At 65.9% G+C, this 13,744-nt stretch carries 8 protein-coding genes and 3 rRNA genes; 4 read left to right on the forward strand and 7 right to left on the reverse strand.

What is annotated here, in order from left to right:
• Positions 1-57: 57 nt before the first annotated feature.
• The 5 genes from ACQP26_RS29505 to ACQP26_RS29525 all read right to left on the reverse strand — a co-directional run bounded on the left by ACQP26_RS29505 (position 58) and on the right by ACQP26_RS29525 (position 7,060).
• Positions 58-684, reverse strand: coding sequence for an NADPH-dependent F420 reductase (locus ACQP26_RS29505; RefSeq protein WP_433494540.1), 627 nt, complete (start codon positions 682-684; stop codon positions 58-60).
• A gap of 204 nt (positions 685-888) precedes the next feature.
• Positions 889-1,005: ribosomal RNA gene (gene rrf, locus ACQP26_RS29510) — 5S ribosomal RNA — on the reverse strand.
• A 75-nt stretch (positions 1,006-1,080) separates the two neighbouring features.
• Positions 1,081-4,189: ribosomal RNA gene (locus ACQP26_RS29515) — 23S ribosomal RNA — on the reverse strand.
• A gap of 378 nt (positions 4,190-4,567) precedes the next feature.
• A 16S ribosomal RNA gene (locus tag ACQP26_RS29520) occupies positions 4,568-6,082 on the reverse strand.
• The 16S, 23S and 5S rRNA genes sit together here, the layout of an rRNA operon.
• Positions 6,083-6,784: 702 nt before the next feature.
• The gene (locus ACQP26_RS29525; protein WP_269703537.1) at positions 6,785-7,060 is read right to left on the reverse strand and encodes an SCO4848 family membrane protein; all 276 of its coding nucleotides are present in this window, start codon (positions 7,058-7,060) and stop codon (positions 6,785-6,787) included.
• Positions 7,061-7,182: 122 nt separating this feature from the next.
• Between ACQP26_RS29525 and ACQP26_RS29530 the strand changes: the two genes are divergently transcribed.
• The 4 genes from ACQP26_RS29530 (at position 7,183) to ACQP26_RS29545 (ending at position 11,540) form a co-directional block, all read left to right on the forward strand.
• A complete protein-coding gene (locus ACQP26_RS29530) occupies positions 7,183-7,629 on the forward strand; it encodes a PRC-barrel domain-containing protein (RefSeq protein WP_269703536.1) in 447 nt (148 codons plus the stop codon).
• Between the two features lie 270 nt (positions 7,630-7,899).
• The gene (gene trpS, locus ACQP26_RS29535; RefSeq protein WP_433494541.1) at positions 7,900-8,958 is read left to right on the forward strand and encodes a tryptophan--tRNA ligase; all 1,059 of its coding nucleotides are present in this window, start codon (positions 7,900-7,902) and stop codon (positions 8,956-8,958) included.
• Positions 8,959-9,229: 271 nt separating this feature from the next.
• The gene (gene argS, locus ACQP26_RS29540; RefSeq protein ID WP_433494542.1) at positions 9,230-10,948 is read left to right on the forward strand and encodes an arginine--tRNA ligase; all 1,719 of its coding nucleotides are present in this window, start codon (positions 9,230-9,232) and stop codon (positions 10,946-10,948) included.
• Positions 10,949-11,018: 70 nt separating this feature from the next.
• On the forward strand, positions 11,019-11,540 hold the full coding sequence (locus ACQP26_RS29545) for an alpha/beta hydrolase (RefSeq protein WP_433494543.1): 522 nt from the start codon (positions 11,019-11,021) through the stop codon (positions 11,538-11,540).
• Between the two features lie 146 nt (positions 11,541-11,686).
• Here the strand turns inward: ACQP26_RS29545 and ACQP26_RS29550 are convergent, their stop codons facing one another.
• Positions 11,687-11,980: a DUF4287 domain-containing protein gene (locus ACQP26_RS29550; protein ID WP_433494544.1), complete on the reverse strand. Its 294-nt coding sequence runs from the start codon at positions 11,978-11,980 to the stop codon at positions 11,687-11,689.
• Between the two features lie 177 nt (positions 11,981-12,157).
• Positions 12,158-13,699: a non-reducing end alpha-L-arabinofuranosidase family hydrolase gene (locus tag ACQP26_RS29555; protein WP_433494545.1), complete on the reverse strand. Its 1,542-nt coding sequence runs from the start codon at positions 13,697-13,699 to the stop codon at positions 12,158-12,160.
• Positions 13,700-13,744: the final 45 nt, after the last annotated feature.

Here is a 13,744-nt window from a genome sequence, read left to right on the forward strand (position 1 = left end):
CCACGAAACGCCGAAAGGCCCCGCTGGACGCGTCCGGCGGGGCCTTTCTCCTGCTTCTCACGGCCGCGCCGCGGCCAGTCCTTCGCGTACGCCGTCGGCGTCCCGATCGGTGCCGTAGACGGGCGTGTCCGGCTGCTGCCGCCAGCTCTCGTCCAGGGTGCCCGCGTCGACCGGGTCGAAGCCCAGGTCGTCCACCAGGCCCATGACGATCCGCTTGGCGTCGGCGTCGTCACCGGCCACAGGCAGTGCGATCCGGCCGGCCGTACCCGCCGGCTTGCCCTCGTCCATCAGGTGCGCGGCCTGGATGTTGTTGAAGACCTTCACCACGCGCGCGCCCTTGAGATGGTCGGCGGTCCAGCGGCTGGAGCTGAGGCTGCGGTCGAGCAGCTCGGCGATGTCGCCGTCCCGCTGGGGGTAGTAGTTGTTGGCGTCCACCACGAGCTTGCCGTCGAACAGCGGCGCCGGCAGCTGCGGCACCGCCTTCAGCGGGATCGCGACGACCACCAGCTCGGCGCCCTGCACGGCCTCCTCCACCGACACCGCCCGGGCGCCGGTCTCGGCGGCGAGGTCGGACAGGCTCTCCGGCCCGCGGGAGTTGGCCACCGCGACGTCGTGACCGAGTGAACGCAGACGACGGGTGAGGGTGCCCCCGATGTGCCCTGATCCGATGATTCCGATCTCCATGCCCACTCCTGTACCCCGTGTGGTCGGCCCCGATCGTGGTCCCGGCGTACGGCACGTCACGTTTCGCCGCCGAGCCGGCGGGCGAGCGTGCGTCGACGGGTCCCCGGCTCGACGGTACGAGACCGAGGCGGCCCGTCGTGGCAATTCCGGTGGGAAACGCAATTCAGGGCCACCCCGTGGGGGTGGCCCTGAATTTGAAAGGTTGTCCGGCGGTGTCCTACTCTCCCACACCCTCCCGAGTGCAGTACCATCGGCGCTGGAGGGCTTAGCTTCCGGGTTCGGAATGTTACCGGGCGTTTCCCCTCCGCCATGACCGCCGTAACTCTATGAACATGTCAACCAACCCTGGTGGGTGGTGGTTTGTTCAGAGTTGCACAGTGGACGCGTAGCAGCTTGGTAGTCAAGTCCTCGGCCTATTAGTACCGGTCAACTGAACCCGTTACCGGGCTTACATTTCCGGCCTATCAACCCAGTCGTCTAGCTGGGGGCCTTACCCCACAATGTGGGTGGGATACCTCATCTTGAAGCGAGCTTCCCGCTTAGATGCTTTCAGCGGTTATCCCTTCCGAACGTAGCTAACCAGCCGTGCCCCTGGCGGGACAACTGGCACACCAGAGGTTCGTCCGTCCCGGTCCTCTCGTACTAGGGACAGCCCTTCTCAAGTATCCTACGCGCACGGCGGATAGGGACCGAACTGTCTCACGACGTTCTAAACCCAGCTCGCGTACCGCTTTAATGGGCGAACAGCCCAACCCTTGGGACCTGCTACAGCCCCAGGATGCGACGAGCCGACATCGAGGTGCCAAACCATCCCGTCGATATGGACTCTTGGGGAAGATCAGCCTGTTATCCCCGGGGTACCTTTTATCCGTTGAGCGACACCGCTTCCACATGCCAGTGCCGGATCACTAGTCCCGACTTTCGTCCCTGCTCGACCTGTCAGTCTCACAGTCAAGCTCCCTTGTGCACTTGCACTCAACACCTGATTGCCAACCAGGCTGAGGGAACCTTTGGGCGCCTCCGTTACCCTTTAGGAGGCAACCGCCCCAGTTAAACTACCCACCAGACACTGTCCCTGAACCGGATAACGGTCCGAAGTTAGATACCCAAATCAACCAGAGTGGTATTTCAAGATTGCCTCCACCCATACTGGCGTATGGACTTCACCGGCTCCCACCTATCCTACACAAGCTAATTCAGATACCAATGTCAAGCTATAGTAAAGGTCCCGGGGTCTTTCCGTCCTGCCGCGCGTAACGAGCATCTTTACTCGTAATGCAATTTCGCCGGGCCTGTGGTTGAGACAGTGGGGAAGTCGTTACGCCATTCGTGCAGGTCGGAACTTACCCGACAAGGAATTTCGCTACCTTAGGATGGTTATAGTTACCACCGCCGTTTACTGGCGCTTAAGTTCTCCGCTTCGCCCCGAAGAGCTAACAGGTCCCCTTAACGTTCCAGCACCGGGCAGGCGTCAGTCCATATACATCGAATTACTTCTTCGCATGGACCTGTGTTTTTAGTAAACAGTCGCTTCCCCCTGCTCTCTGCGGCCATACAACGCTCCACCCGCGCGGGGCTTCACGTCTCCGGCCCCCCTTCTCCCTAAGTTACGGGGGCAATTTGCCGAGTTCCTTAACCACAGTTCGCCCGATCGCCTCGGTATTCTCTACCTGACCACCTGTGTCGGTTTGGGGTACGGGCCGCTAAGAACTCGCTAGAGGCTTTTCTCGGCAGCATAGGATCACTGACTTCACCTGAATCGGCTCGGCATCACGTCTCAGCCCCATGGTGTGCGGATTTGCCTACACACCGGCCTACACGCTTACCCCGGCACAACCACCGGCCGGGCTCAGCTACCTTCCTGCGTCACCCCATCGCTTGACTACTACCCGCCAGGTTCCCACGCTCCCCACCATAGGTCCGAAGACCGCCGGCAGTTCGGGTGGTTAGCACAACGAGGTTCGTCAGGGTCGCTCTTTCGCGGGTACGGGAATATCAACCCGTTGTCCATCGACTACGCCTCTCGGCCTCGCCTTAGGTCCCGACTCACCCAGGGCGGATTAGCCTGGCCCTGGAACCCTTGGTCATCCGGCGGAAGGGTTTCTCACCCTTCTTTCGCTACTCATGCCTGCATTCTCACTCGTGCCGCGTCCACAACTGGGTCACCCCGCTGCTTCACCCCCGGCACGACGCTCCCCTACCCATCCACACACCTGCATACCCCATCAAGGAGGCACGAAGTTGAAATGTGAATGCCACAGCTTCGGCGGTGTGCTTGAGCCCCGCTACATTGTCGGCGCGGAACCACTTGACCAGTGAGCTATTACGCACTCTTTAAAGGGTGGCTGCTTCTAAGCCAACCTCCTGGTTGTCTATGCGACCCCACATCCTTTTCCACTTAGCACACGCTTAGGGGCCTTAGCTGGTGATCTGGGCTGTTTCCCTCTCGACTACGAAGCTTATCCCCCGCAGTCTCACTGCCGCGCTCTCACTTACCGGCATTCGGAGTTTGGCTGATTTCGGTAAGCTTGTGGGCCCCCTAGACCATCCAGTGCTCTACCTCCGGCAAGAAACACGCGACGCTGCACCTAAATGCATTTCGGGGAGAACCAGCTATCACGGAGTTTGATTGGCCTTTCACCCCTAACCACAGGTCATCCCCCAACTTTTCAACGTTGGTGGGTTCGGCCCTCCACGCGGTCTTACCCGCGCTTCAGCCTGCCCATGGCTAGATCACTCCGCTTCGGGTCTAGAGCATGCGACTAAAAACGCCCTATTCAGACTCGCTTTCGCTACGGCTCCCCCACACGGGTTAACCTCGCCACATGCCACTAACTCGCAGGCTCATTCTTCAAAAGGCACGCCGTCACCCCGCAAGGCTCCGACGGATTGTAGGCGAACGGTTTCAGGTACTATTTCACTCCCCTCCCGGGGTACTTTTCACCATTCCCTCACGGTACTCGTCCGCTATCGGTCACCAGGAAGTATTTAGGCTTACCAGGTGGTCCTGGCAGATTCACGGCAGATTTCAGGAGTCCGCCGCTACTCGGGAACACCCACAGAAGACCAGCAACTTTCACCTACCGGACTATCACCGTCTACGGTCAGCCATTCCAGACTGTTCGACTAGCCACTGACTTTGTAACTTCTCGAACAAGTGTCAGCTTGTTCAGCAGGGTCCCACAACCCCGACCACGCAACCCCTGACAGGTATCACACGCCGCCGGTTTAGCCTCAATCCGCTTTCGCTCGCCACTACTCACGGAATCACTAATTTGTTTTCTCTTCCTACGGGTACTGAGATGTTTCACTTCCCCGCGTTCCCCCCACACACCCTATGTGTTCAGGTGCGGGTGACATCACATGACTGATGCCGGGTTTCCCCATTCGGACACCCTGGGATCACAGCTTGGTTGACAGCTCCCCCAGGCCTATCGCGGCCTCCCACGTCCTTCATCGGCTCCTGGTGCCAAGGCATCCACCGTTCGCCCTGGACAACTTGACCACAAAGATGCTCGCGTCCACTGTGCAATTCTCAACAAACAACCAACCCACAACCCACAAGCCCCACACCAAACCCAGCTGCACCGCCGGCGGTATGCGAGACCAGGCCATGCCTGGCGCCATCCCGAGGCATCACCTCGGACTCCGGCTCTGAAAGACAACCGCTCGGGTTGTTCTTTCAGGACCCAACAGGGTGCTTACATCCGCCACCAGCCGCACCAGAACCCCGTTCCCACCGCTCCGAGGAGCAGCTGTACTAGGAAAATTTCTGGCCGTTGCCGGCAGCAGACTTGCCAGTGTCTCCGCCATCTGAGCACCCCACCACCACGTTCGGGCGGTGCGGGCTCCATGCCACCTTTCGGTGGATGGTGCTCCTTAGAAAGGAGGTGATCCAGCCGCACCTTCCGGTACGGCTACCTTGTTACGACTTCGTCCCAATCGCCAGCCCCACCTTCGACGGCTCCCTCCACAAGGGTTGGGCCACCGGCTTCGGGTGTTGCCGACTTTCGTGACGTGACGGGCGGTGTGTACAAGGCCCGGGAACGTATTCACCGCAGCGTTGCTGATCTGCGATTACTAGCGACTCCGACTTCACGGGGTCGAGTTGCAGACCCCGATCCGAACTGAGACCGGCTTTTTGGGATTCGCTCCACCTCACGGTATCGCAGCCCATTGTACCGGCCATTGTAGCATGCGTGAAGCCCTGGACATAAGGGGCATGATGACTTGACGTCATCCCCACCTTCCTCCGAGTTGACCCCGGCAGTCTTCGATGAGTCCCCGCCATAACGCGCTGGCAACATCGAACGAGGGTTGCGCTCGTTGCGGGACTTAACCCAACATCTCACGACACGAGCTGACGACAGCCATGCACCACCTGTGACCGCCCCCGAAGGACCTGCCATCTCTGACAGTTTTGCGGCCATGTCAAACCCAGGTAAGGTTCTTCGCGTTGCATCGAATTAATCCGCATGCTCCGCCGCTTGTGCGGGCCCCCGTCAATTCCTTTGAGTTTTAGCCTTGCGGCCGTACTCCCCAGGCGGGGCGCTTAATGCGTTAGCTGCGGCACAGGGAACCGGAGAGGCCCCCCACACCTAGCGCCCAACGTTTACAGCGTGGACTACCAGGGTATCTAATCCTGTTCGCTCCCCACGCTTTCGCTCCTCAGCGTCAGTATCGGCCCAGAGACCCGCCTTCGCCACCGGTGTTCCTCCTGATATCTGCGCATTTCACCGCTACACCAGGAATTCCAGTCTCCCCTACCGAACTCTAGCCTGCCCGTATCGACTGCAGGCCCGCAGTTGAGCTGCGGGTTTTCACAGTCGACGCGACAAGCCGCCTACGAGCTCTTTACGCCCAATAAATCCGGACAACGCTCGCGCCCTACGTCTTACCGCGGCTGCTGGCACGTAGTTGGCCGGCGCTTCTTCTGCAGGTACCGTCACTTACGCTTCGTCCCTGCTGAAAGAGGTTTACAACCCGAAGGCCGTCATCCCTCACGCGGCGTCGCTGCATCAGGCTTCCGCCCATTGTGCAATATTCCCCACTGCTGCCTCCCGTAGGAGTCTGGGCCGTGTCTCAGTCCCAGTGTGGCCGGTCGCCCTCTCAGGCCGGCTACCCGTCGTCGCCTTGGTAGGCCATCACCCCACCAACAAGCTGATAGGCCGCGAGCCCATCCCAAGCCGAAAAACTTTCCACCACCAACCATGCGATCGGAGGTCATATTCGGTATTAGCCCCGGTTTCCCGGGGTTATCCCAAAGCCTGGGGCAGGTTGCTCACGTGTTACTCACCCGTTCGCCGCTCGAGTACCCCGAAGGGCCTTTCCGCTCGACTTGCATGTGTTAAGCACGCCGCCAGCGTTCGTCCTGAGCCAGGATCAAACTCTCCAACAAAAACTTTGTCGGACACAATGTCCTGGCAACAAAAGTGTTGCCAAAGGAATCCCAACCAAATCAGACAACAGCCTGACCAGTCCGGGGTATAAAACAATTGGCACTGGCTTTACAAGCACCCTGTTGAGTTCTCAAAGAACAACCACACACCAACCAGAAGCACCGCACCAGCGGAACCCCCATTTGGGGTATTTCGTTCGTTCACCCGCCGCTCGCGCGCCGGGCACTTTTACTACGTTACCTCACCGTCTCTGCCGTGTCAAACCGTGTGTCCCGGTCTGTCATGCTTCGTACGGGTCGGCGCCGCTGAGCACGCGCAGCAGTCACCCGCTGCGCCTGATCATCGGATTTGGCAGGCCGGCCGCTGCGGTTTCCCGCGGGCTCGTCCGTTTCCCTGCCGGTCGACAACCTTACCCGGTCGGTTCCGCTCCGCCAAATCCGCCCTGCGGCGTTTCGGCGGGCCTCGCCCGGGCCGCGCCCTCGCAAGGCGTTAAGCCTCGGTCGAGCCCGGCACCAGCCTGGTTCGGCGCTCCCGGGCTTTCGTCCCGTTTGCCCCGTTCCGCGCTGGCAGAGAGAAAGTTACGCGTCTGCGGTTTGAACGTCAAATCCAGGGGTAGCGGCGCGCGTCACACCCGTGCGTCGCACTCACGATCAAGGAGTTCGCGTCCTGATCCGCGGTCCCGGCGGACACAAACTCCTTGATCATCGGGGCTGGCCCGAGAGCGAGGAGGGGGACGGGCGGCGAGAGGCCCGGTAGGCGCGAACGCCCAGGACTCCCACCGTCGTGCCGATCGCCAGGGAGGCGCCGATGAGCAGGGCGTGCACCCACAGGAAGCTCGTCGGGCTGCCTTCGCCCACGACCCCGGCCGACCAGGCGCGCTCGTCGTTCCAGATGGCGACGGCGAACCTCGGCCAGATCGCCCACGTCCAGACACCGACGGCGACCAGGAACAGCGACCAACCCCGTGACAGGACCATGGTCGGCCAGTATGCCAGCGGGGCGGTACGCCCAGGTCGGGCCGGCGGGCGACGCGGCGCGCGTTTCCGTTTCCGCCCCCGGGGCACTGTTCTGTCGAGCCGATTCGACGGAGGTGCCACCGATGCAGCCGTTCAACCCGTGGACCTGGCGGGATCCGTCCGCCCTGGCCGGTGGGTACGACCAGACCCGGCCGGGAGACGTGCCGCAGCAGCGCGACGCCTCGGACGCCGACGATCGGCTGGACGCCCCCGGTCCGGGTACGCCGATCGACCTGACCGGCTACCGGGTGGAGGCGACTGACGGCCGGATCGGCTCCATCGACGAGGCTAGCGACGACGCCGACGCGCGGTACCTGGTGGTGGACACCGGCCCGTGGATCTTCGGCAAGAAGGTGCTGCTGCCGGCCGGGACGGTGGCCCAGGTCGACCACCTGGAGCGCGTGGTGCACGTGGACCGCACCCGGGAGCAGGTGAAGGAGTCGCCCGCGTTCGACAGCGACCACTTCGCGCACCCGGAGTACCGGGAGCGGGTCGGCAGCTACTACACCGAAAGCTATCGACAGCAGTAAGCGCGGCAGGAGGCAGCGGCGCGGGCCGGTGAGCGGCTACCGTGTCAGGCATGGTCCGGCCGCGCAGCTGCCTCCCGGAGACCCGTGACGGTCTCCGGGGCCACGCTGTGGACGGCCGGGAGCAGATCCTCGACGTACTCCGTGCCGGCGGACTTCGGTTCCGCGCCGGCGGGCGATGGCGGCGCTCGTTCTGACGAGCCCGCTCCACCGACCCGGGTGACACCCGGGTCGCGTCTCCCCGCCATCGAACGGCACGAAAGGCGTACGACCATGTCCTCTGCACGCATGCTCACCGGCGACCGCCCGACCGGGCGGCTGCACCTCGGCCACTACGTGGGCAGCATCGCCAACCGGGTACGGCTGCACCAGCGCTACGAGAGCTTCTTCATCATCGCCGACCTGCACATGCTCACCACCCGCAACAGCCGCGCGGACATCGAGCAGGTGGCGCACAACGCCCGCGAGATGGTCACCGACATCCTGGCCGCCGGGGTGGAGCCGGAGCGGGCCACGTTCTATCTCCAGTCGGCGATCCCCGAGGTCGGCGACCTGAACACGCTGTTCCAGAACCTGATCACGGTGCCCCGGCTGGAACGGGTGCCGTCGCTGAAGGAGATGACCCGCGACGCCGGCAAGGAAGAGATGCCGTACGGCCTACTCGGCTACCCGGTCCTCCAGGCCGCCGACATCCTCTGCGTGAAGGGGCAGGTGGTGCCGGTCGGGAAGGACAACGCGGCGCACGTCGAGGTGACCCGGGAGATCGCCCGGCGGTTCAACCACCTCTACGGCGAGGTCTTCCCGGTGCCCGACATGCTGATGTCGGAGACACCCACGCTGGTCGGCACCGACGGCGCCGGGAAGATGAGCAAGAGCAAGGGGAACGCGATCGCGCTCTCCGACGACGCGGCGACGGTGCGTCGCAAGGTGATGGGGATGTACACCGACCCGAACCGGGTCCGCGCCGACGTGCCCGGCACCGTCGAGGGGAATCCGGTCTTCGAGTACCACGACGTCTTCAACCCGGACCGGGCACAGGTGGCGGAGTTCAAGGACCGCTACCGGGCGGGCCGGGTCGGTGACGTCGAGGTCAAGGAGGCGCTGGTGACGGCGCTCAACCGGTTCCTGGACCCGGTCCGGGAGCGCCGGGCCCGCTTCGAGGCGCAGCCCGGCCTGGTCGACGAGCTGATCGTCACCGGCACCGAGCGGACCCGCGTCGAGGTGCGTCGCACGCTCGTCGAGGTGCGCCGGGCGATGGGTTTGAGCAGCGCGTACACCCAGGTGCGGCGCCGGGCCGAGCGCTACCGCAAGGCCGTCGCCACCTCGGCCTGACGCCGAGCCGGTCCGGGGTACGCGCTTGCGCCGGCCCCGGACCGGCCGGTTACGCTGACGACATGGCCAGCTCGCACGCGTACCCGATGACGTCCTCCGACGTCCGGCTCGGCGCGCTGCGACGCCGGCGGTCCCGCGACCGCCTGCGCTGAGCCTTCCCCTCCTGCGACCGGCGGATCGAGCCGCCGGTCGTCATCGATCGTCCTCGCTCCGCCGTCGCGTTCCCGTCAGGTGATCCGCGCGGCGGATCCAGAGCGAGATCGGCGTACTCATGGATCTTGAAAGGTTGCTTGCCGACCGGCTGGCGCCCGCGTTCGCGGCGGTGGCCGGCATGCCGGTGGACCCGGCTGTGCGGCGCTCGCAGCACGCGGACTTCCAGTCGGACGCGGCGCTGGGGCTGGCCCGGCGGCTCGGCCGTCCGCCGCGGGAGATCGCCGCGGAGGTACGGGAGCGCGCGTCGCTGGCCGACGTCTGCGCGGCGGTCGAGGTGTCCGGTCCGGGTTTCCTGAACCTCACGGTGGCCGGGCACGCGCTCGGCGGGCTGGTGTCCGCGCTGGCCGCCGACCCGCGGCTCGGCGTGCCGCCGGTGGCCGAGCCGGAGACGGTGGTGGTCGACTATTCGGGGCCGAACGTGGCGAAGGAGATGCACGTCGGGCACCTGCGGTCGACGGTGATCGGGGACGCGGCGGCGCGGACGCTGGAGTGGCTCGGGCACCGGGTGCTGCGCGCCAACCACCTCGGCGACTGGGGCACACCGTTCGGCATGCTGATCGAGCACCTGCTCGACCTGGGCGAGGCCGGGGCGGCGCAGGAGCTGTCGATGGGTGACCTGGACGGGTTCTACAAGGCGGCGCGGGCGAAGTTCGACGACGACCCGGCGTTCCAGGAACGGTCGCGGCGGCGGGTGGTGGCGTTGCAGGGCGGCGACCCGGCGACGCTGCGGCTGTGGCGGCTGCTGGTGACGCAGTCGGAGAGCTACTTCCTGACCGTGTACGACCTGCTCGACGTGACGCTGACCGGCGACGACTTCCGGGGCGAGAGCAGCTACCACGACCAGCTCGCGCCGACCGTCGACGAGCTGGACCGGCTCAGGCTGCTGCGGCGCAGCGACGGCGCGGACTGCGTGTTCCCGCCCGGTTCGGTGGGCCGGGACGGCGAGCCGTTGCCGCTGATCGTGCGCAAGTCCGACGGCGGGTACGGCTACCCGGCCACCGACCTTGCCGCGCTGCGGCACCGGACCGGCACGCTCGGCGCGACAAGGCTGCTCTACGTGGTCGGGCTGCCGCAGCGGCGGCACTTCGAGATGGTGTTCGCGGTCGGCGCGCAGGCCGGCTGGCTGGCCGCGCCGGTGCGGGCCGAGCACGTCGGGTTCGGTTCGATCCTCGGTCCGGACGGGCGGATGCTGCGCAGCCGGGCCGGCGGGTCGGTGAAGCTGGTAGGGCTGCTCACCGAGGCGGTCCAGCGGGCCACCGCGCTGGCCCGGGAACGGAATCCGGAGCTGAGCGAGGCGGAGGCCGCCGCTGTGGGGCGCGCGGTGGGCATCGGTGCGATCAAGTACGCCGACCTGTCCGGTGACCGGCACAAGGACTACGTGCTGGACTGGGAGCGGATGCTGTCACTGGACGGGAACACCGCGCCGTACCTCCAGTACGCGTACTCCCGGGTCCGGTCGATCTTCCGGCGGGCCGGCGCGGCGGCGCGGCCGGACGCGGACGTCTCGCTCGCCGAGCCGGCCGAGCGGGCGCTCGCCATCGAGCTGGTCGGCTTCGCCGCGGTGGTCGAGGAGGTGGCGGGCACCCTGGAGTTCCACCGGCTGCCCGCCTACCTGCACCGGCTGGCGGTCGCGTTCAGCGCGTTCTACGAGCGGTGCCCGGTGCTGCGGGCGGAGGGACCGCTGCGGGAGAGCCGGCTCGTGCTGTGCGAGCTGACCGGGCGGGTGCTGCGGCAGGGCCTGGACCTGCTCGGCATCCGTACCCCGGAACGGCTCTGAGGCCGAGGGGTCACCGGAAAACCGTGCAGCGGCTAGCGTGACGCATCGACCGAACGAGAGGGAGGCGGCCATGGCGGATCGACGCGCGGTACTCGCTCCGGGACGGGGCTACGACACCCGGGGGCCGCTGTTCGTCTACATCGGCGAGGCGTTGCGCCGGCTCGGTTTCGAGGTGCACGAGGTGACCTGGCGGTCGCTGGGCGACCTGCGTCCCGACAACGCGCCGGAGTGGGTCGCCGAGCAGCTGGACCCGGTCCTCGACGCCGGGGTGGATCTGCTCGTGGGCAAGTCGCTCGGCAGTTTCGCCGCGCCGCTCGCCGCCGACCGGGGCATTCCGGCGGTCTGGCTGACGCCGCTGCTGACCGACCCCGCGGTACGGGAGCCGCTGGGCCGGGCCACCGCGCCGTTCCTGCTGGCCGGCGGCACCGCCGACCAGGTCTGGGACGGTGCGGTGGCGCGCCGGCTCACCCCGTACGTGGTGGAGGTCGCCGACGCCGACCACTCGATGATGGTGCCCGGACCGTTGGCGGCCTCGGCCGAGGCGCTGGGGCGGGTCTGCACGGCGGTGGAGGAGTTCGTCGCCGGCCACTGACGGGTCAGCGGCGGCCCCGCCGCGCCCACACCACCGCCACCACCGCCGCGACGAGCGGCAGGAGACAGCAGAGCATCAGGACGGACAGGTGCCACGGCTTGATCGCTCCCATGCCGCGAACGATAGGCGTCGCTGTCCACGCCCCGCTACGCGGCGGCCCGGGCGGCCTTTCCGTCCAGCCACAGCGTGTCGCTGTCGTCGCGGTGGGTGCCGGTGGAACCGACGTGCTTGGCGCTGATCTTCGGCCCGTTCCTGATCACGTGGACCAGGGCCATCGCGTGTCCCCGGCCGAGGCCGTACTCGTCCTTCAGCCAGGCCACGATCACGCCGGCCTTGACGTCGGCGGCGTCGTAGCCGCGCTCCCTGGCCTCGTCGACGAGCGCGCGCGGGGTCTTGCCGGTCTTGTCCTCGATCGCGTCGAGGTACGCCTGGAAGGACATCTGCTCAACCCTTCGTCCGGGAGGTGGTGACCACTCCACCCTCCCGGGCGGCGTGGTTCCGATCAACGACGGACCGAGCCACCGTCGTTGCCTCAGGGGCAACGATCGCCGGGCGAGACGCCGGAGAGCCCGGCCCGCGATCACGCGGGCCGGGCTCTCCGGATCCGGGGTACGCGCTCAGCGCTGGAGGGTGAGCAGTCCGGGTCGGTAGGGCAGGAGGCCGTAGTCGCCGCCGGAGTTGGGGGAGCGGCCCTGGTAGAGCAGTTGGAGGTTGCAGGGGTCGACGGTGAAGGTCTGGTCGGCGGTGGTGCGGATCAGTTCACCGTGGCTGATGTCGTTGGTCCAGGTCGCGCCGCTGTTGACCTTGCCCGCGAACGGGTTGGACTCGGTGGCGGCCTGCGGCGTCCACGAGCCGCCCAGGCTGGTGGCGGTGAAGGACCGGAAGTAGCGGCCCTGCGAGCCGATGGCCTCGACGATCATCAGGTAGCGGGTCTGGCCCTGCAGCTTGTAGACCTGCACGGCCTCGAACAGGTTGTTCGTGCTGTCGGACATGATGGTGGTGTAGTTCGAGCCGAAGCTGCCGGGGAAGTTCCCGATCGGCATGCTGGAGCGGTAGATCTTGCCGTTGTCACCGGCGAAGAACAGGTACATGTTCTGGTCGTCGGCGATCAGCGTCTGGTCGATCGGGCCGGTGCCGGAACCGGAGATGCTGCCGGTGAACAGCGGCTGCGCCGACGACCATCCGTTCGGGTTCGTCGGATTCGTCGAGGTCCGGTACGAGAACGCGGTCGGGCCCCACTGGTAGGCCAGAACCCAGATGTTGCGCGGCGCGAAGTAGAACAACGTCGGCGCCACGGTCCCCGACGACATCGCGTTCTGGCTGGCGGAGGCCATCTGCGACCAGTTCGAGAACAGCCCGAAGTTCATCGACCCCCACGACGACCCGGTGTCGTGCGTGGTGGCGTACACCAGGTGCTGACCGTTGTAGGGCACCACCGTGAAGTCCTTCAACGACACCCAGCCCGAGCGCGGCTGCGCCAGCACACCGGTCGACGACCAGCGGTACGACGACGGCAGATTGCACGTACCGCCCGGCGGGGGCGTGGTGGGAGGCGGCGTGGTGGGGTTGCCGCCGCCACCGTCCACCCGGACGAGCTGCCACTGCTGGTTGGCGCCGTTCCAGTCGTCGTACTGGACGATGTTTCCGCCGTCGGCGGTCGAGGCGCCCTGCACCTCCACCACCTTGTTGCTGTTGCGGTTGATCAGCCGGACGTAACCGCTGTCGGAGTCGGCCAGCCGGAATTGCTGGTTGGTCCCGTTCGTGTCGGACCACTGGACGATGCTGCCGCCGTTGGCGGTCGACCAGTTGTAGACGTCGAGCACCTTGCCGGACAGCCGGGACTTCAGCCGGTAGTAACCGCCACCGGAGTCGACGAACTGCCACTGCTGCTGGTTGCCGTTGTTGCGCGACCACTGCACGATCCGCGCGCCGTCGTTCGTGGCGAGGTTGTAGACGTCGAGCGCCTTGCCGCTGTTGCGGTTCACCAGGACGTACCACGCGCTGGTGTCCACGGTGGCCGCGGCTGCGGGCGCCGACGTCACAGCCACCGCGCCGGCGCCTGCCAACAGGGCTGCCGCCCCCGCCGCGACGACCCGCGGCAACCAGCTTCGCCGCGGACGCGGCGGGGAGATCGACGGAGACCTACCAAAGGCGAACATGATCCTCCTCGACTGGCCGGAAACCCGAGCGGCACACCCGCCCAG

This window comes from Micromonospora sp. CA-248089, from assembly GCF_050948515.1.
Classification (GTDB): Bacteria; Actinomycetota; Actinomycetes; order Mycobacteriales; family Micromonosporaceae; genus Micromonospora.

Bases quoted from the DNA above. Each gene is read 5' to 3' on its own strand.
- ACQP26_RS29550 (WP_433494544.1), bottom strand. From the start codon at position 11,980: ATGTCCTTCCAGGCGTACCTCGACGCGATCGAGGACAAGACCGGCAAG.
- ACQP26_RS29555 (WP_433494545.1), bottom strand. From the start codon at position 13,699: ATGTTCGCCTTTGGTAGGTCTCCGTCGATCTCCCCGCCGCGTCCGCGG.
- argS (WP_433494542.1), top strand. From the start codon at position 9,230: ATGGATCTTGAAAGGTTGCTTGCCGACCGGCTGGCGCCCGCGTTCGCG.
- ACQP26_RS29525 (WP_269703537.1), bottom strand. From the start codon at position 7,060: ATGGTCCTGTCACGGGGTTGGTCGCTGTTCCTGGTCGCCGTCGGTGTC.
- ACQP26_RS29505 (WP_433494540.1), bottom strand. From the start codon at position 684: ATGGAGATCGGAATCATCGGATCAGGGCACATCGGGGGCACCCTCACC.
- trpS (WP_433494541.1), top strand. From the start codon at position 7,900: ATGTCCTCTGCACGCATGCTCACCGGCGACCGCCCGACCGGGCGGCTG.
- ACQP26_RS29530 (WP_269703536.1), top strand. From the start codon at position 7,183: ATGCAGCCGTTCAACCCGTGGACCTGGCGGGATCCGTCCGCCCTGGCC.
- ACQP26_RS29545 (WP_433494543.1), top strand. From the start codon at position 11,019: ATGGCGGATCGACGCGCGGTACTCGCTCCGGGACGGGGCTACGACACC.